The organism is Amycolatopsis thermophila (assembly GCF_030814215.1).
Taxonomy (GTDB): domain Bacteria; phylum Actinomycetota; class Actinomycetes; order Mycobacteriales; family Pseudonocardiaceae; genus Amycolatopsis_E; species Amycolatopsis_E thermophila.
Genome location: NZ_JAUSUT010000001.1, coordinates 1,994,475 through 2,011,190, shown reverse-complemented (window position 1 = coordinate 2,011,190; position 16,716 = coordinate 1,994,475). Strand labels below are relative to the sequence as shown.

The following is a 16,716-nucleotide window of genomic DNA, read 5'->3' as shown; positions in this document are numbered from 1 at the left end:
CGACCCGTGTAACTTGGCGGACGCGAGTCGGATTCCCCTGGAGGACTGAGAACTGATGGCCGGCAAGACTGCGGCGGGACGGCCTGCCGCCGCGAAGGCGAAGACCAACGGAGCCCAGGCGAAAGAGGACCAGACCACGTTCGCCGAACACGTTCCCGAGGGTCGCCTGACCGCCCAGCGCGGGCTCTACGCCGGCCCGTCGCCCGTCGTGTCCAAGGACCTCTACTCCGAGGTGCTCGAGGGCGTGGTCAACCGCGGCCGGGACGGCGTCACGCTGGAGCCGTCGGCGCGGGTCTCCGGCAACACCTACTTCGGCCGGTTCCCGGCCAGCTACTGGCAGCGCTGGACGAAGGTGCGCCAGGTGCGCGTCGAGGCGGTCGTGAGCGGCGCCGGCCAGCTCGCCGTCCGCGCCTCCGACTCCGAGGGCGAGCCGCGCACCATCGAGGCCCGCGAGGTCGAGGGCGCCGACCAGACCGTGGTCGCGTTCGACGCGAAGATCGACAAGTTCTACGACGGCGGCGCGCTGTGGCTGGACCTGGAGACCCAGGCCGGGCAGCGGCTGACCGTCGAGCGGGTGCGCTGGACGGTCGAGCCGCCGGCGAAGATCCGCCCGACCGCGGTCACCATCTGCACGATGAACCGCGCCGACGACTGCCTCAAGAACCTGCAGGCACTGGCCGGTGACCTCCAGTCGCTGGACACCCTGGACGCCATCTACGTCGCCGACCAGGGCACCGACCGCGTCGACTCGCGCGACGGGTTCGCCCAGGTCGCGGCCGACCTCGGCGACAAGCTGCACTACATCACCCAGCCCAACCTCGGCGGCGCCGGCGGCTTCACGCGCGGCCTGTACGAGGTCGCCGGGCACACCGAGACCGAGCACGCGAACGTCCTGTTCATGGACGACGACGTGCTGCTCGAGCCGGACCTGGTGGTCCGCATGACGGCGTTCTCGAACCTCGCGGCGAACCCGATCATCGTCGGCGGCCAGATGCTCAACCTGCTGCACCCGCACCAGCTGCACGTCGGGGCGGAGTACGCGCGGCTGAACTCGCTCGAGCCGGGCGTGCCGGTCGAGCACAGCCTGCACACGGCCGACCTGCTCGGCGTGGACGAGGAGACCGGCAAGCCGAACCGCCAGGAGAAGCGGCTCGACGCGGGCTACAACGGCTGGTGGTCGTGCCTCATCCCGTACGAGGTGGTCAAGGCCGTCGGCTACCCGATGCCGTTCTTCTTCCAGTGGGACGACGCGGAGTACAGCTACCGGGCGCGGGCGCACGGCTTCCCGACGGTCACGCTGCCCGGCGCGGGTGTGTGGCACGCGGACTTCCACTGGAAGGACTGGGACGAGTGGCACCGGTACTTCAACCTGCGGAACTCGATCATCACCGCGGCCCTGCACAGTGACTTCAACCTGGCCGTGGTGTGCCGGACGCTGATGGCGCAGGTCGTGCGCTACCTGCTGGGCATGCAGTACGGGCTGACGCACACGCTGATCAAGGCGGTCGAGGACTTCCTGGAGGGCCCGTCGATCCTCGAGGACGGCGGCGTGGCCGCGATGCAGGAGATCAGGGCCATCCGCGCGCAGTACCCGGAGACCAAACGGCACGACGCCACCGAGGTGCCCGGCATCGCGTCGAACGACATCGGGATCATCAACGCCGCCCCGCGCCCGGCGCTGCAGCGGCTCATCCTGATCAAGCGCGTGGTCGACCGGCTGCGCGGCCGCTCCCGCTTCGCGCTGGGCGCCGTGCCCAGCGACGAGGCCACCTGGTGGCACCTGGCGCTGTTCGACACGGCCGTGGTGACGGACGCGTCCCAGGAGGGCGTGCGCGTGCGCAAGTACGACCGCGAGCGGATGTTCGAGCTGGGCAAGCGCGCGGTGAAGACGCTGAACCGCCTCCGGAAGGAGGGCCACGCGGTGCAGGAGCAGTACAAGCGCGCCCTGCCGCAGCTCACCAGCCGCGAGAACTGGAAGCGCCTCTACCGCCTCTGAGGTTCCCCCGGCCCCGCTCGCCCCGGTGAGCGGGGCCGGTTTCGTTCCGGGGCTTTCTGGGCGACGATGGGACGGATGACCGGCTTCACGAACCTGCCCGCCGACCTGCCCGTCCCCGAGGACGACGGCGCCGCCGCGCACCTGCCGGGCGCGCGGGTGCCGCCCCTGGAGCTACGCGCCACCGACGGCGAGACCGTGCGCCTCGACGCGCTCGCGGGCCGGACGGTGGTCTACGCGTACCCGCTCACCGGCCGCCCGGGCACCGACCTGCCGGAAGGCTGGGACGCGATCCCCGGAGCGCGCGGATGCACCCCCGAGGCGTGCGCCTTCCGCGACCACCACGAGGACCTGCTCGCCGCCGGCGCGGCGGGCGTGTTCGGCCTGTCCAGCCAGGACAGCGACTACCAGCGCGAGGCCGTCGAACGGCTCCACCTGCCGTTCCGGTTGCTGGCCGATCCGGCGCTGAGCCTGGCTCGCGCGCTCGGCCTGCCCACCTTCGAAACAGCCGGTCTCACCCTCTACAAGCGGCTGACGCTGATCGTCCGCGACGGGGTGGTCGAGCACGTCTTCTACCCGGTCTTCCCGCCGGACGAGCATGCCGGGCAGGTGCTGGCCTGGCTGCGCGCCCACCCCGGCTGACCGGCTGCCGGTCAGTGCAGCCCGAACACCTTGTTCTTCCGCTGCAGGTCGTCGATGTAGGCGACGGCCACGTGCGCGAAGTTGACGGTGACCTTCGAGCCTTCTCTGGTCGTCACGGTCTGCACGGATCCGTGTTCGAGGTGCAGGTGGAGGTCCTTTTCGAGCTCGTCGACGCCCTCGGGCGGCAGGGCGAACAGCAGCGGTTCACCACCGGTGGCGAGGTGCAGGACGAGCGCGGGTTTCTCATCAGCCATGCCACCAGCACACCAGGAGCCGATCTTGTGCGGCAACAGAGTTCGCGCACAGCGCAAGCCGCCTCAGTAGCGGAAGAAGCGCTCCCGCTGCCCCTGGCGCACCAGCTTCAGCCACTGCACGAACGCGCCCGGATCCCGCTTGACCCCCACGAAGTACAGGCCGAACCGCAGGATCTCCAGCGCCCCGATCTTGCGCATCCCCGGCTGGGACAGCAGGTACCCGCGATTGCGGTAGGTGTAGTAGCGCTTGACCTCGTTGTCCGGGTCCTGCGCGTGGAACCGCCCGCCGAGCATCGGCTTGAACTCGTCCGACCCGTCGGGGTGCAGGTACGACACGCGCAGCGACGTCCCGAACGGCAGCCCGGACCGGACCAGTCGCCGGTGCACCTCGACCTCGTCGCCCCGCACGAACAGCCGCAGGTCCGGCACGCCGACGACATCCAAAGTGGACGACCGGAACAGCGCGCCGTTGAACAGCGACGCGATTCCCGGCAGGAAGTCGGTGCCGAGCTCGGACGACGAGCGCTTCCAGGTCAGCCCGCGCCGCAGCGGGAACGCCAGCTTCTCCGGCGCGTTGATGTTGGTGACCATCGGCGAGATCTCGGCCAGACCGCGCTTCTCGGCCTCCTCCAGGAGCACCGACAGCACCGTCTCGTCCGCGGGGCGGCCGTCGTCGTCGGCCAGCCACACCCAGTCGGCGCCCAGCGCGAGCGCGTGCAGGATCCCGAGCGCGAACCCGCCCGCACCGCCGAGGTTGTGGTGCGAGGGCAGGTACGTGTACCGGCCGGGGAAGGACTCCACGACGTCGCGCGCCGGCTGGTCCGGGCCGTTGTCCACGACGACGAGGTGGTCGACCGGGCGGGTCTGGGCGGCGATGATCTTCAGCGAGTCCGCGAGCAGGTCACGGCGGTGCCGCGTGACGACCACCGCCGCCACGCCGCCCGGTCGCATCGGAGCCTGCTCCGGACCGCTCATGTCACTCCCCGCCCTGGCCCACCGGCGCGGCTTCGAGCCGCGCGGCGGTTTCCGTGCTGATGTTCTCGAACGGGTCGCGGCCCTTGTACGCGGTGAGCACCTCGCGCAGGCCGCCCCGCATCCTCATCCGGCCCTCGTCCATCCAGATGGCCGTCGTGCAGAGCTCCAAGAGTAGGTCGTCGGCGTGCGAGGCGAAGACCAACATGCCGGAGCGGTTCACCAGATCCACCAGACGGTCCCGCGCCTTGTTGAGGAACGCCGCGTCGACCGCGCCGATGCCCTCGTCGAGGATCAGGATCTCCGGGTCGATCGTCGTCACCACACCGAGCGCGAGCCGCACCCGCATACCGGTCGAGTAGGTCCGCAGCGGCATCGCGAGGTAATCACCCAGCTCGGTGAACTCGGCGATGTCGTCGACCCGCTTCTCCATCTGCTTGCGCGTCATGCCGAGGAACAGGCCGCGGATCATGATGTTCTCGAAGCCGGAGATCTCCGGGTCCATGCCGACGCCCAGGTCGAACACCGGCGCGACCTTGCCCTCGACGCGGGCCAGGCCGCGCGTGGGCTCGTAGATGCCGGACAGCAGCCGCAGCAGGGTCGACTTGCCGGCGCCGTTGTGGCCGACCAGCCCGACCCGGTCGCCCTCGCGCAGCGACAGGGTGATGTCCTGCAGCGCCTCGATGATCGGCACCTTCGACTCGGTGCCGATCTTGCCGCCGACCTTGCCGAGGACCTTCTTCTTCAGCGAACGCGTCTTGGCGTCGAAGATCGGGAAGTCGACGTAGGCGTTCTGCACATCAATGCTGACCATGGTCTGTTCTCACACCCAGTAGGAGACGCGGGCCCGGTAGTTGCGCATGGCGACGAGCGCGAGCAGCCAGCCCACGATCGTGATGCCGCCCACGGCGACCCAGCTCCAGATGCTGACGGCCTGCCCGATCAGCGGCGCGCGCAGGATCTGGACGAAGTGGTAGATGGGGTTGAGCTTGATGATCGGCTCCGCCCAGCTGACGCCCTGCCGCGCCCCGCCCTTGAGCTGGTCGATCGGCCAGACGATCGGGGTCAGGTAGAACAGCAGCTGGACCAGGGAGTTGATCACCTGCGGCAGGTCGCGGTAGCGGGTCGAGACGATGCCGAGCAGCAACGTCACCCACAGGCCGTTCACGGCCAGCAGGAAGAACGCCGGGATCGCGCTGAGCGTGTACCAGCCCAGGCCGGGGTGGCAGATGAGGTTCGTGTCCGCGGTGCAGTGCCCGCTCTCGGTCGTCAGCGAGTAGCCGTGCGCGAGGTTGCCGAAGAAGATCGCGACCACGACCACGATGACGATCAGGTTGTGCGCGAACATCAGCGTCTGGCGCCACACCGTGCGCAGCGCGTAGACCGTCAACGGCGCTTTGATCTGCTTGATCAGGCCCTCGTTGGAGATGAACGTCTCCATGCCCTCGGTCAGGCAGCCCTGGATGAACGCCCAGACGATGAACCCCGCGCTGATGTAGGGCAGGAACGTCCCGATGTTCATGTTGAACAGCTGCGAGTACAGCAGGCCGAGGCCGAGCGCGATGACGCCCTGGCTGATGGTGATCCAGAACGGGCCGATCACCGACCGGCGGTAGCGCTGCTTGATGTCCTGCCAGCCGAGGTGGCTCCACAGTTCGCGCTCGCGGAGGCCTTCCTTGATGTCGGCGACGGCGCGCCCGAAGGTGCGGCTGTCCGACAACGGCGGCAGCTCCGCCGCGCGGGCGAGGTCGTCGCTGGTCTGGTCGACCGTGCTGATGGCTTGCACGGGACCTAGCGTAGCGAGCGGGACACGCGCACTCCGGGCAGGGCGGAGACGTCCGATTCCCCTGGTGACACTGTGAAATCACCGTGTGGCACGGTGGGTCACCGCGCGCCCGGGTGGCCGCCGTCGCCGCGGGCGCCGAACCTGGTTACAGTCGTCGCCTCGACGACGAAGGGTGATCGTGGTGGACCTCGCCGAAACCGTCCCCGACCAGGCGCGTCGCACGCCCGTCCGCGGCTGGGTCTGGGCCGGCGTCGCGGCGCTGCCGGTCGCCCTGACCGTCGCGTGGATCGGTCTCGGTTTCGACGTCCGGTACGTGCTCGGCGGCCTGCGGGTCACCGGCGGCTCGACCGACGTGTGGGTGGACCGGCCGCTGGCCTACCGCTGGCTCATGGACGGCCTCGGCGCCGTCGACGTGGGCTCGGTCGGTACCGGCGAGGGCCTGGTCCGGCTGGTCGCGCTGGCCTTCGTCGCCGGTGCCGCGTGGTGGCTGCGGGCCGGGCTGACGCGGTGGGTGCGGCCGGGGGAGGCCTCGGCCGTCGCCGCGGCCGTCGGGCTGGCCCTGGCGCTGGCGCCGAACTGGGACTTCCTGCAACCGGAGTGGGTCGCGGCCGTGTTCGCGGTGGCCGCCGTCGGGGCCGCGCTGACGCCGTCGACCGCGGTGCTCGCCGGGCTCCTGCTGGCGCTGGCCGTGCTGGTCAAGTACACGACGCTGCCGACCGCGCTGATCGCCCTCGGCGTGGTCGCGGTGCTCGACCGGCGGCGCGCGCTGGTCGCCGGTGCGACGGCGGTGGTGTCCGGGGCCGCCCTGTTCGGGCTGAGCCTGCTCGCGCCGCGCGAATGGCGGTGGCTGCGCGAGGCGTGGCTGTTCGACGAGGCCGCGTCCCGGAGCGCCGGGGCGGTCGTCCGGCTCGCCGCCAACGAAGCCGTGCTGGTGCCGATGGTGGCGCTGCTGCCGGCGAGCCTCGTGGTGCTGCTGCGGGTGTCGCGGCGGCGGTGGACATGGCTGGTGCTGACCGTGCTCGCCGTGGCCGCGGTGCTGGGCGCCGCGGTGGTCCAGGGGCAGTGGGCCCAGTACCACCTGGCCGCGCTGGTCCCGTTCGCGGCGGCGTTGTGGGCGCTGGCGATCGCGCGGTGGACGCTGGTGCACGGGCGGCCGCCGTGGACGCTGGTCGGGGCGACGGTCGTGGTCCTGTTCGCCGCGCGGGTGTTCCTCGGCGCCTCGTTCGCCTGGCGGTCCGGGCACGGCCTGGTCGCGTTCGGGCTGCTGGGCGGCCTGGTGGTGCTGTCCGCGCTGGCCTGCGCGGTCGAGCCGGGGCGCCACGGGCGGCAGCTGCTGTCGGTGCCGGTGCTGGTCGGGCTCCTCGCCCTGACCGTGCCGGTCCTGCCGACCACGCCGTACTCGTTCGACGGCGTGCACGCCGACTACACCAACGCCGGCCGGGTCGACATCGAGCACAAGTTCACCGAGGAGCTGCTGGCGGTGCGCGACCGGATCGGCGCGGACACGCCGGTCGTCTACCTGGCCTTCGGCGACATCGCCTACTTCCTCGGCAACCCGACGCCGTGCGCGTACCCGTCCCCGGCCCACCTGCGCAGCGGCACCTACCAGCAGTCGCTGCGGGGCACGGCGAGCTACGCGGAGAACGTGGCGTGCCTGTCCGACGAGTCCGTCCGCTACGTGGTGCTGCAGCCGTTGTGGATCGACTCGAGCGAGTTGCCGCCCGAGATGACGGCAGCCGTGCTGGAGCGGTTCGACTGCACCCGTGCGCTCGTCGACGACGACGTCGCGGTCTGCCCGCGCGCCGGCCGGTGACCGTCGCGCGGGCAGCGGTGAGCTACAGGTACTGGCCGGTCCCGCTGATCCCCGGCGGCTGACCCTCCGCGCCGCCGCGCCCGGCGGGCAGGCCACGGCGCATCTGCTCCAGCTGCACCCGCGCGGCCATCTGCTGGGCGAACAGCGCCGTCTGGATGCCGTGGAACAGGCCCTCCAGCCAGCCGACCAGCTGGGCCTGCGCGATCCGCAGCTCGGCGTCGGACGGGGTGCTGCCGTCGGTGAACGGCCGGACCAGTCGCTCGAGCTCGTCCTGCAGCTCCGGCGCGAGCGCCTGCTCGAGCTCCTTGATCGAGGTCTGGTGGATCTCGCGGACGCGGTCGCGGCTGGCGTCGTCCAGCGGAGCGGCCCGCACCTCCTCCAGCAGCTGCTTGATCATGGTGCCGATCCGCATGACCTTCGCGGGCTCCTCGACGAGGTCACCGACCGACTCCTGGCGCTCGTCCTCCCCCTCCGTCGGGATCCGGGCGGTGCCGACCGGGGAACCGTCCGGACCCACCACGACCACGCGGTGGGGCTGCTCGTCGGGCGAGGGCGACTCGGAAAACTTCGGCTCCGTCATTGCTCCATCCTGGCTGCTTCGGCAACGCGCTGGGTTCGAGCCTAGCGGTCTCGCGCATCCGCGGCGGGCAACAGCCCAACCCCGGACGCACCGCGAAACTACTCGTCCGTACGGTGTTGTCCATGGCGTTCGACGTCGCTCGAATTCGTGGGTTGTTCCCCGCGCTGGGTGACGGCTGGATCCACTTCGACGGCCCTGCCGGAATGCTGGTACCCGAACAGGTGGCCTCGGCCGTGTCGACGGCGATGCGCGCCCCGGTCTCCGGTCCGGGTGGCGCGTTCCCGGCGTCCCAGCGCGCGGAGAGCATCGTGACCGCGGCCAGGCGGGCGGTGGCCGACCTCGTGGGTGCCGATCCGGCCGGCGTCGTGCTCGGATCGAGCGCGGCGGTGTTGCTGCGTCGACTTGTCGACGCCCTGTCGGAGCGCTGGACGCTGGGCGACGAGGTGGTGGTCTCGCGCCTGGACGAGCAGCCCAACATCGCGCCGTGGCAGCACGCCGCGAAGCGCGTCGGGGCGGTCCTGCGCTGGGCCGAGATCGACATCGAGACCTGCGAGCTGCCGGCCTGGCAGTACGAGAACCTCGTCAACGCGCGCACCAAGGCGGTCGCCGTCACCGCCGCCTCCGGGTCGGTCGGCACCCGGCCGGACGTGCCGACCATCGCCGAGTTCGCCAAGCGGGTCGGCGCGCTCGTGGTGGTCGACGCGACCGCGGCGGCCCCGTTCCTGCCGCTGGACCTGAACGCGCTGGGCGCCGACGTGCTCGTGGTGTCCGCGCAGGCCTGGGGCGGTCCGGCGGTCGGCGCGCTGGTGTTCCGCGACCCCGACCTGCTCGAACGGCTGCCCTCGACCTCGCTCGACCCGGACGCGCGCGGCCCGGCCCGGCTGGAGCTGGGGCCGCACGCGTACCCGCTGCTCGCCGGGCTGATCGCGTCGATCGACTACCTCGCCGGCCTGGACGACGCCGCCACCGGCTCGCGCCGGGAGCGGCTGGTCACCTCGCTGGGGTCGGCGAAGTCCTACCACGCCGGCCTGCTGGCGCAGCTCAGCACGGAGCTGCGGGCGCTGCGGCACGTCATGGTCATCGGCGACGCGATGCGGCGCGTGCCGGCGCTCGCGTTCACCGTCATGGGCAAGAAGGCGCACGAGGTCGCCGAGTACCTGGCCTCGCAGGGCCTGTGCGCGTTCGCCGACGTCGGCACGTCCGGTGTGTTCGCCGCGCTGGGCGTCGGGGAGGTGGGCGGCGCGGTGCGGATCGCGCTCGCCCACTACTCCAACGTCTTCGAGGTGAACCAGCTGGTGCGGGTGCTGGACGAGCTGCGCTAACCGCGCACGGACAGCAGCACCTTGCCGAACACGCCGCCCTCTTCGAGGGCCCGGTGCGCCTTCGCCGCGTCCGACATCGGCACGACCTGGCCGACGATCGGCCGGACGGTGCCCTGCGCGACCAGCGGCCACAGCCGTTCCCGCACGTCGGCGACGATGCGGCTCTTGTCGTCGACCGGCCGAGCGCGCAGGGTGGTGCCCGCGACGCTGGCGCGTTTGCCCATCAGCTTGCCGATGTTCAGCTCGCCCTTGACGCCGCCCTGCATGCCGATGATGACGAGGCGGCCGCCGGTCCTGAGCGCGGAGATGTTGCGGTCCAGGTACTTGGCGCCCATGTTGTCGAGGATGACGTCGGCGCCGCCGGTCTCGTTCTGGAGCTCCTCGACGAAGTCCTGCTGCTTGTAGTCGATCGCGATGTCGGCGCCCAGCTGGCGGCAGCGGTCCAGCCGCTCGGGCGAGCCCGCGGTCACCGCGACCGTCGCGCCGAGGGCCTTGCCGACCTGGATGGCGTGGGTGCCGATGCCGCCGGCACCGCCGTGGACGAGCAACACCTCGCCCTCGCCGAGGTTCGCGTGCATCACGACGTTGGACCACACCGTGCAGGCGACCTCCGGCAGGCCGGCCGCGGTGATCAGGTCGACCTCGCCGGGCACGGGGAGCAGCTGCCCGGCGGGCACCACGACCCGTTCGGCGTAGCCGCCGCCGGCGAGCAGCGCGCACACCTCGTCACCGGTCTGCCAGCCCTCGACACCCTCGCCGAGTTCGGCGATCGTGCCCGAGCATTCGAGGCCGAGGATGTCGCTCGCGCCGGGCGGCGGCGGGTAGTTGCCCTGGCGCTGCAGCAGATCCGCCCGGTTGACCGCGCTCGCGGCGACGTCGACGAGTACCTCACCGGGGCCCGGTCGCGGGTCGGGGACCTTCACCCACTCCAGGTTGTCCGGGCCGCCGGGTTCACGGAGCTTGATCGCATGCATGGCCCGACCCTATTGCCGGGGTAGACCGAATGCACGATTGACCTTCCGGGCGATCGGGACAAAAGTGACTGCCCATGTCGCTTCGGTCCAAGAGACCCTTGGCCACCCTGGTGCTGACCGCCGCGTTCGCGACGGCCGCCACCCCGGTCGCCACCGCAGCCCCGTCCCGGCTACCCGACCAGCTCGTCAAGAAGACCGATGCCGGTGCGATCAACCGGCACCTGATCGCGTTGCAGCGCATCGCCGACAGCCACGGCGGCAACCGCGCCGCGAGCACCGAGGGGCACGCCGCCTCGGCCGAGTACATCGCCGGCAAGCTGGAGGCCGCCGGGTACGCGGTGACGCGGCAGGAGTTCCCGTTCACCTACACCGAGACGGTCGCGCAGAAGCTGGCGGTGGGCGGTGCGGAGGTGCCGATCATCGTGATGACCTACTCGCCGTCGACCCCGGCGGGTGGGATCACGGCGCCGCTGGCCGTGGTGCCGGTGGACGCCAGCCCGGGGTGCGAGGTGTCGGACTACGCCGGTGTGGCGGGCAAGATCGTGCTGGTGTCGCGTGGTTCGTGCCCGTTCGCGCAGAAGCAGGCGGCCGCGGCGGACGCGGGCGCGGTCGGCGCGGTGATCTACAACAACGAGGCGGGCCCGCTGAACGGCACGCTCGGCGATCCGGCGTCCGCGCGCATCCCGACGGGCGGCATCTCCCAGGCCGACGGGCAGGCGCTGGCCGGGCAGAACGGCGCGACGGTGACGCTGGACCTGCGCGAGTTCCAGGAGCAGCGCACGTCGTACAACGTGATCGCGGAGACGAAGACCGGTCGCAAGGACAACGTCGTGATGGCCGGCGCGCACCTGGACAGCGTTCCGGAGGGGCCGGGCATCAACGACAACGGCACCGGTTCGGCGGCGTTGCTGGAGATCGCGTTGCAGCTCGGCGGGAAGCCGAAGGTGGAGAACGCGGTCCGGTTCGGGTTCTGGAGCGCGGAGGAGTTCGGTCTCGTCGGGTCGACGCACTACGTGGACTCGTTGAGTGCCGAGCAGCAGCTGGACATCGCGCTGTACATGAACTTCGACATGATCGGCTCGCCGAACGCGGGGTATTTCGCCTACGACGGCGACGATTCCGATGGGGTCGGGTCCGGGCCGGGTCCGTACGGTTCGGCGCAGATCGAGCAGGCCTTGACGGGCTACTTGAACGGTCGCGGTGTCCCGACGGAGGGCACCGACTTCGACGGGCGTTCGGACTACGGTGAGTTCATCGCTGTCGGGATCCCGTCAGGAGGCCTGTTCACCGGCGCGGAGGACACGAAGACACCCGAGCAGGCCGCCAAGTGGGGCGGGCAGGCGGGCGTCGCGTACGACCCGTGTTACCACCAGGGGTGCGACAACCTCGGGAACGTCGATCGGGTGGCACTGGACCGCAACGCCGACGCGATCGCCTGGACCGTGGGCACGTTCGCGCTGAGCACGGAGTCCGTGAACGGCGTCTCGCCCGGCGAGGCAGCCGCAAAACCGCACCGCCAAGCCGTGGCAGCGAAGGCGGCGGAGCTGTCCGCGGCGTGATCCCTTTCACGGTGTGGCCGTCTCGCGGTGTGGCTCTCTCGTGCTGTGGCTCTCGTGGCGAGGCTTTGCCGCGGCGGGGCTCTCTCGTGGTGGAGTTTTGTCGCGGCGGCATCGGTTTCGCGGCGTGTTCCCTACGTGGGTAGGGGCTGGCGTGGCGTGATCATTTTCGTGGTGGGGTGCCGCCCTGGCAGCGGGTGGCGCCCCACCACGTGGTCCACGTGGTGGCTGCGAGCGGCCGATTGCGCCCGCGTGAGTGATCCTTCGGTTGCCGCCCGAGATGCCCGTTAGTCCTCGTGCGACTGGTCCATCGTTCGCCGCCTGAGGTGTCCGCCGGTCGCCGACTCAGTTGTCCGGTCGTCGCCCCGCGAGTGGCCCGTCGGTCGCCGAATGAGTTGTCCGGTCGTCACTGCACGGGTGGTTCCTTCGGTTGTGGCGTGGAAGGTTCCTTGCGTGCCGGAGCGAAGTGACCGTTCGCTGTCGCGCGAGATGTCCGCTTGAGTGCAGCCCGCGTGGGCTCCGCTCAGTTCGTCGCCGCGCGAGGGGTCCATCCGTTGCCGCGCGAGATGCCCGTTAGTCGCCCCGCGAGTGGTCCTTCGGTCGCCGAATGAGTTGTCCGGTCGTCACTGCACGGGTGGGTTCCTTCGGTTGTGGCGTGGAAGGTTCCATGGTGTGCCGGGCGAGGTGTCCGTTCGCTGTCGCACGAGATGCCCGCTCGTGGGCGGCCCGCCTGGGTTCCGCCCGGTTCCTCGTCGCGCGGGCGGTCCATCGGCTGTGGCGCGAGATGCCCGTTCGTGCGCGTGCGGTGTTGGTCGCCGGGCGAGGTGTCCGTTCGCTGTCGCACGAGATGCCCGCTCGTGGGCGGCCCGCCTGGGTTCCGCCCGGTTCCTCGTCGCGCGGGCGGTCCATCGGCTGTGGCGCGAGATGCCCGTTCGTGCGCGTGCGGTGTTGGTCGCCGGGCGAGGTGTCCGTTCGGTGTCGTACGAGATGCCCGCTCGAGTCGGCCCGCGTGGGCACCGCGCCGTTCCTCGCCGCGCGAGCGGTCCATCGGCTGCGGCGCGAGATGCCCGTTCGTGCGCGTGCGGTGTTGGTCGCCGGGCGAGGTGTCCGTTCGCTGCCGCACGAGATGCCCGCTCGTGTGCAGCCCGCCTGGGTTCCGCCTGGTTCCTCGCCGCGCGAGCGGCCCATCCGTCACAGCGCGAGATGCCCGTTGTCACCCCACGACTGCTCCATCTGCCCCCACGAACCGACCGACCCGATCGGGCGTCAACCCAGGTTCTTGGTCCCGAACGTGTCGCACCGCGCCGGGTCGCCGGTCTGGAAGCCGGTGCTGAACCACTTCTCCCGCTGCGCCGACGTCCCGTGCGTGAACTGCGACTGGTCCACCCTTCCGCCGCCGAGGTTGGACTGGATGTAGTCGTCGCCGATGCGGGAGGCGGTGTCGAGGGCGCGGGCGATGTCGTCCTGCGTCACTTCCGTGATGAGCGGCTTCCCGGATGACGACGGCGTGGTGGTCGCGTGGTTGCCCCACACGCCGGCGTAGCAGTCGGCCTGCAGTTCGAGCCGCACCGAACCCGACGTCGGCCCGGTGTCGTTGCCCACGCGGCGGGAGGTGCCGAGCAGGTTCTGCACGTGGTGGCCGTACTCGTGGGCGAGGACGTACGCCTCGGCGAACGTGCCGCCCTCGGCGCCGAACCGGGTGCGCAGCTCGTCGTAGAAGGACAGGTCGATGTAGACCTCGGAGTCGGCCGGGCAGTAAAACGGGCCGACGTCGGAGGTGGCGCCGCCGCAGCCGGTGCGCACGCCCCCGCTGAAGAAGTTCGTCTGCGCGGCGCGGTAGGTGCGGCCGGAGCGGGCGAACTGGTCGCTCCAGTAGTCCTGAATGGAGTTCACGATGGCGACGATCGCGCAGTCGTGGTTCGCGTTGGCGTCCGCGCCGGTGCGGCATTCCTGCGCGAGGGTGCCGTTGCTGACCTGCTGGCCGGACCCGAGCTGGCCCAGGGTGCCGGCACCACTGGGGCTCACGCCGCCGACCTGGGAGAGCACGAAGTAGATGATCACGCCGACGATGCCGAGCCCGCCACCGCCGAGCGCGACGCGGCTCCCGATGCCGCCTCCGCCGCCGCGGAGGTCGTCGACCTCGGACGTGTCCAGCCCGGCGCCTTCGTCAAACCTCACCGCGAACTCCCTCACACAAGCCTGGGTGCGGACCACAGCGGTCCGCACCCAGGGTTACCGAGGTTGTTCATTGTAGTCAGCGGCCAACTACTTCGCGGGCCGGCGAGTCGCACTGCTGTGCGGACACGGAGACCGCACTGAGGCAGGCTCGAAATCGCCGTCGTGCGCAAGCGATGGTCGAGGCGCATCGAGATGGAAACCCGTGCTGCTCACAGTCACAGCCGGACTGGGTTCACCGCATCCCGGCTGTGGGTCCACAGCTGTATCCGGTAGTCAACCGCGAGGAACTTCTCGTCATTGAACCACCTGACCCTCTCCCGGCGGACGGCTCGGTGGGCCGCACCCGGGTAGTGCGTCCCGGGGACCGGTGACCGATCCGCCGTTGTCCCCAGTCTGCGCCTGTGCGGCCGATTCCTCAACCGAGCCGTTATCCCTCGTTGGTTGGTAATTCGAGTTCCGGGCTACTGTTCGGTACATGAGCGAGGTCCGTTGGCTCACCGAGCCGGAGATGTCGGCGTGGCGCGCGTACATCGTCGCCACGCTGCGGCTGCGCCAACGCCTGCACCGCGAGCTGGCGGACGCGCACGACATCTCGCTCACCGATTACGAGGTGCTGGTGTGCCTCGAGATGGCGCCGGAGAAGCGGATGCGGATGTCCGAGCTGGCGACGACGATGGGTTCGACGAAGAGCCGGCTGTCGCACCAGATCGCCCGCATGGAGGCCGCGGGGCTGGCCCGGCGCGCCCCCGACCCCGACGACAAGCGCGGCGTGGTGGCCGAACTGACGCCCGGCGGGGAAGCCCTGCTGAAGGAAGCCGCGCCGACGCACGTGGACGGCGTGCGGGCCCACCTGATCGACCTGATGACCCCCGAGGAGCAGGTGGTGCTCGCGAGGGTCTTCTCCCGGGTCGACGAGCACCTCGCCGGCCTGGGCGGCTGAGCCGCTACCCTGAGCACCAGGGAAGCGTGGCAGAGCGGCCGAATGCACTCGCCTTGAAAGCGAGCGTCGGGAAACCGACCGGGGGTTCAAATCCCTCCGCTTCCGCAATAGGGACCTGACCAGTGCAAATCCGGGTCTGACGTACTCGCCCGAGTACGTCACTGAGCGAGCACAGCGCTTCCAACACGCTCGCTTGGTGACATTTCGACACCAAGGTGGAGAACATGACGGGCAAGTACAAGTACGCACCTGGCCTCTGGGGGGTCCTCGCACAGGAGTACCGCCGCGCCCTCGAATCGGACAACAAGTCCGAGAACACCATCCGGATCTACCTCGGCGTGATCTACCAGGCAGGCACCTGGGCATCCGAGCTGGCCGAGCCCAAGGATCCGACGACGATCACTAAGAGTGAGCTGCGCGACTACTTCGCGAAGGTGCGGAAGGAGACCAGCGCCGGGAACGCGCACAACCACTACCGCAGCCTCAACACCTTCTTCGAATGGCTCGTCAAGGAGGAGGAAATCGACGTCTCGCCGATGCTCAAGGTCAACGCGCCCGACTACGAGCCGCCCCTGATCCCGATCATTCACCGGGACAACGTCGCGAAACTGCTCGCCACCTGCGAGGGCCGCGACTTCGTTTCCCGCCGCGACGCGGCGATCATCAGGGTCCTCGCTGCCTCCGCCGGGCGGCGCGCCGAGGTGAGCTACCTCGACCTCGACGACGTGCGATTGGACACCGAGGAGATCAAGGTGTTCGGCAAGGGCAGGCGCGAGCGCATCATCCCCATCGGGGGGAAAACCGCCCAAGCGCTCAGCCGCTACATCCGGGTCCGGGCTCGGCATCCCCAGGCAGCGCTCCCCGCGCTGTGGCTCGGTTCCACCGGCCAGGGCGCCATGACCCACGAGGGCATCCGCGCCGTGGTCGCGCGCCGCGCCGAACAGGCCGGCATCGGACACGTCCACCCGCACATGTTCCGCCATGCCTTCGCGCACTACTGGCAGCTTGAGGAGGGCAACGAGAACGACCTGATGCGCATCATGGGCTGGAAGTCTCGCGAGATGCTGGGCCGGTACGGCGCCAGCGCGGCCGACGAACGGGCGCACGCTTCGGCCCGACGGCTCGCCCTCGGTGACCGCGTCTGACAGTGACACGGGTGCGCTGTGCTAGTGGGCATGACCAGCAGCTTGACCCCAGCGCAGCGCACCCTTCGCGCGCAGGTCGCAGCCCACACATCCTGGGCAAAGACGACCGACCGGGCCGCCCGCACCGCGCCGGCTCGCCGAGCCGCGCTCGCCCGATTCGAGAAGCAGGTCGATCCCGAAGGCAGGATGACGCCTCGACAGCGCGCCGATGCTGCCGAGAGCGCGCGAAAGGCGTTCTTCCTCGCGCTCGCTGCGAAGTCCGCCGCCGCGCGCCGCCAGCGCTAACTGACCTCGTTGTCGGGCTCGACCCCCGTTCCTTTGCACCGCGTGCACCGCTCGGTGCGTATCGAAACGCCCCACTGGGCGCTTCGGCGGACGGTCCTGACCTCGCCCTGGCCTCTGCACTCGCTGCACGGCGTGGGACGGTCGGGCTCGTCGTGGCTGCTTCCGGGGTGGTCAGCCATCAGTTCATTCTCCCGCGGCGTCGGCTACATCGGAGCCCGCCGCGAGAGTGAGGATGCGGCGAGCTGCCTACTCGATGGGGCCCGGCCGGTGCGGGGA

The 16,716-nt window shown here is 70.5% G+C and carries 16 protein-coding genes and 1 tRNA gene; 9 read left to right on the top strand and 8 right to left on the bottom strand.

Translation table 11 applies throughout. The annotated features are described in order from the left end of the window. The first annotated feature begins 55 nt into the window (after positions 1–55). Positions 56–1,996, top strand: coding sequence for a glycosyltransferase (locus tag FB470_RS09945; protein ID WP_306990600.1), 1,941 nt, complete (start codon positions 56–58; stop codon positions 1,994–1,996). A gap of 75 nt (positions 1,997–2,071) precedes the next feature. After that, a complete protein-coding gene (locus FB470_RS09940) occupies positions 2,072–2,635 on the top strand; it encodes a peroxiredoxin (protein ID WP_306990599.1) in 564 nt (187 codons plus the stop codon). Positions 2,636–2,646: 11 nt separating this feature from the next. Here FB470_RS09940 and FB470_RS09935 read toward each other — a convergent pair whose 3' ends face one another. The 4 genes from FB470_RS09935 to wzm all read right to left on the bottom strand — a co-directional run bounded on the left by FB470_RS09935 (position 2,647) and on the right by wzm (position 5,647). Continuing rightward, positions 2,647–2,889 (bottom strand): hypothetical protein, encoded by a 243-nt coding sequence (locus tag FB470_RS09935; RefSeq protein ID WP_306990598.1) that lies wholly within the window; start codon positions 2,887–2,889, stop codon positions 2,647–2,649. 63 nt (positions 2,890–2,952) lie between these two features. Beyond that, positions 2,953–3,864 carry a galactofuranosyltransferase GlfT1 gene (gene glfT1, locus FB470_RS09930; protein WP_306990597.1) on the bottom strand — a complete coding sequence of 304 codons (912 nt, stop codon included), beginning with the start codon at positions 3,862–3,864 and terminating at the stop codon, positions 2,953–2,955. A gap of 1 nt (position 3,865) precedes the next feature. Next, positions 3,866–4,675, bottom strand: coding sequence for a galactan export ABC transporter ATP-binding subunit Wzt/RfbE (gene wzt, locus FB470_RS09925; RefSeq protein ID WP_306990596.1), 810 nt, complete (start codon positions 4,673–4,675; stop codon positions 3,866–3,868). A 9-nt stretch (positions 4,676–4,684) separates the two neighbouring features. Beyond that, positions 4,685–5,647, bottom strand: a complete 963-nt coding sequence (gene wzm, locus FB470_RS09920; RefSeq protein WP_306990595.1) for a galactan export ABC transporter permease subunit Wzm/RfbD — start codon at positions 5,645–5,647, stop codon at positions 4,685–4,687. 181 nt (positions 5,648–5,828) lie between these two features. Here wzm and FB470_RS09915 point away from each other — a divergent pair, with 181 nt between their 5' ends. Continuing rightward, positions 5,829–7,460 carry a hypothetical protein gene (locus FB470_RS09915; protein ID WP_306990594.1) on the top strand — a complete coding sequence of 544 codons (1,632 nt, stop codon included), beginning with the start codon at positions 5,829–5,831 and terminating at the stop codon, positions 7,458–7,460. A 22-nt stretch (positions 7,461–7,482) separates the two neighbouring features. On the opposite strand, the gene FB470_RS09910 is transcribed toward FB470_RS09915, so the two are convergent. Next, the gene (locus FB470_RS09910) at positions 7,483–8,040 is read right to left on the bottom strand and encodes a bacterial proteasome activator family protein (RefSeq protein WP_306990593.1); all 558 of its coding nucleotides are present in this window, start codon (positions 8,038–8,040) and stop codon (positions 7,483–7,485) included. A gap of 122 nt (positions 8,041–8,162) precedes the next feature. Here FB470_RS09910 and FB470_RS09905 point away from each other — a divergent pair, with 122 nt between their 5' ends. After that, entirely contained in the window at positions 8,163–9,362 is a 1,200-nt protein-coding gene (locus FB470_RS09905) for a cysteine desulfurase-like protein (RefSeq protein ID WP_306990592.1), read from the top strand. Here the strand turns inward: FB470_RS09905 and FB470_RS09900 are convergent. Further along, complete coding sequence (locus FB470_RS09900) at positions 9,359–10,336, bottom strand: NAD(P)H-quinone oxidoreductase (RefSeq protein WP_306990591.1); 978 nt, start codon at positions 10,334–10,336, stop codon at positions 9,359–9,361. The genes FB470_RS09905 and FB470_RS09900 overlap by 4 nt on opposite strands. Before the next feature lie 74 nt (positions 10,337–10,410). On the opposite strand from FB470_RS09900, the gene FB470_RS09895 reads away from it, so the two are divergent. Next, positions 10,411–11,895, top strand: coding sequence for a M28 family metallopeptidase (locus tag FB470_RS09895; protein ID WP_306990590.1), 1,485 nt, complete (start codon positions 10,411–10,413; stop codon positions 11,893–11,895). Between the two features lie 1,263 nt (positions 11,896–13,158). Here FB470_RS09895 and ypfJ read toward each other — a convergent pair. Next, positions 13,159–14,070 (bottom strand): KPN_02809 family neutral zinc metallopeptidase, encoded by a 912-nt coding sequence (gene ypfJ / locus FB470_RS09890; RefSeq protein ID WP_306990589.1) that lies wholly within the window; start codon positions 14,068–14,070, stop codon positions 13,159–13,161. Between the two features lie 475 nt (positions 14,071–14,545). On the opposite strand from ypfJ, the gene FB470_RS09885 reads away from it, so the two are divergent. The 4 genes from FB470_RS09885 (at position 14,546) to FB470_RS09870 (ending at position 16,440) form a co-directional block, all read left to right on the top strand. Then, positions 14,546–15,010, top strand: coding sequence for a MarR family winged helix-turn-helix transcriptional regulator (locus tag FB470_RS09885; RefSeq protein WP_306990588.1), 465 nt, complete (start codon positions 14,546–14,548; stop codon positions 15,008–15,010). Between the two features lie 20 nt (positions 15,011–15,030). After that, positions 15,031–15,115 (top strand) — tRNA-Ser (locus tag FB470_RS09880). Positions 15,116–15,234: 119 nt separating this feature from the next. Next, positions 15,235–16,155, top strand: a complete 921-nt coding sequence (locus tag FB470_RS09875) for a tyrosine-type recombinase/integrase (protein ID WP_306990587.1) — start codon at positions 15,235–15,237, stop codon at positions 16,153–16,155. Between the two features lie 30 nt (positions 16,156–16,185). Continuing rightward, positions 16,186–16,440 (top strand): hypothetical protein, encoded by a 255-nt coding sequence (locus FB470_RS09870; RefSeq protein ID WP_306990586.1) that lies wholly within the window; start codon positions 16,186–16,188, stop codon positions 16,438–16,440. Here the strand turns inward: FB470_RS09870 and FB470_RS35735 are convergent. Then, entirely contained in the window at positions 16,437–16,619 is a 183-nt protein-coding gene (locus FB470_RS35735; RefSeq protein ID WP_370876458.1) for a zinc finger domain-containing protein, read from the bottom strand. The two genes, FB470_RS09870 and FB470_RS35735, sit on opposite strands and share 4 nt — an antisense overlap. Positions 16,620–16,716: the final 97 nt, after the last annotated feature.

Excerpts from the sequence above, each read along its gene's own strand:
- FB470_RS09945 (WP_306990600.1), top strand. The coding sequence starts at position 56 with ATGGCCGGCAAGACTGCGGCGGGACGGCCTGCCGCCGCGAAGGCGAAG.
- FB470_RS09940 (WP_306990599.1), top strand. The coding sequence starts at position 2,072 with ATGACCGGCTTCACGAACCTGCCCGCCGACCTGCCCGTCCCCGAGGAC.
- FB470_RS09935 (WP_306990598.1), bottom strand. The coding sequence starts at position 2,889 with ATGGCTGATGAGAAACCCGCGCTCGTCCTGCACCTCGCCACCGGTGGT.
- glfT1 (WP_306990597.1), bottom strand. The coding sequence starts at position 3,864 with ATGAGCGGTCCGGAGCAGGCTCCGATGCGACCGGGCGGCGTGGCGGCG.
- wzt (WP_306990596.1), bottom strand. The coding sequence starts at position 4,675 with ATGGTCAGCATTGATGTGCAGAACGCCTACGTCGACTTCCCGATCTTC.
- FB470_RS09910 (WP_306990593.1), bottom strand. The coding sequence starts at position 8,040 with ATGACGGAGCCGAAGTTTTCCGAGTCGCCCTCGCCCGACGAGCAGCCC.
- FB470_RS09905 (WP_306990592.1), top strand. The coding sequence starts at position 8,163 with ATGGCGTTCGACGTCGCTCGAATTCGTGGGTTGTTCCCCGCGCTGGGT.
- FB470_RS09900 (WP_306990591.1), bottom strand. The coding sequence starts at position 10,336 with ATGCATGCGATCAAGCTCCGTGAACCCGGCGGCCCGGACAACCTGGAG.
- FB470_RS09895 (WP_306990590.1), top strand. The coding sequence starts at position 10,411 with ATGTCGCTTCGGTCCAAGAGACCCTTGGCCACCCTGGTGCTGACCGCC.
- FB470_RS09885 (WP_306990588.1), top strand. The coding sequence starts at position 14,546 with ATGAGCGAGGTCCGTTGGCTCACCGAGCCGGAGATGTCGGCGTGGCGC.
- FB470_RS09875 (WP_306990587.1), top strand. The coding sequence starts at position 15,235 with ATGACGGGCAAGTACAAGTACGCACCTGGCCTCTGGGGGGTCCTCGCA.
- FB470_RS09870 (WP_306990586.1), top strand. The coding sequence starts at position 16,186 with ATGACCAGCAGCTTGACCCCAGCGCAGCGCACCCTTCGCGCGCAGGTC.
- FB470_RS35735 (WP_370876458.1), bottom strand. The coding sequence starts at position 16,619 with ATGGCTGACCACCCCGGAAGCAGCCACGACGAGCCCGACCGTCCCACG.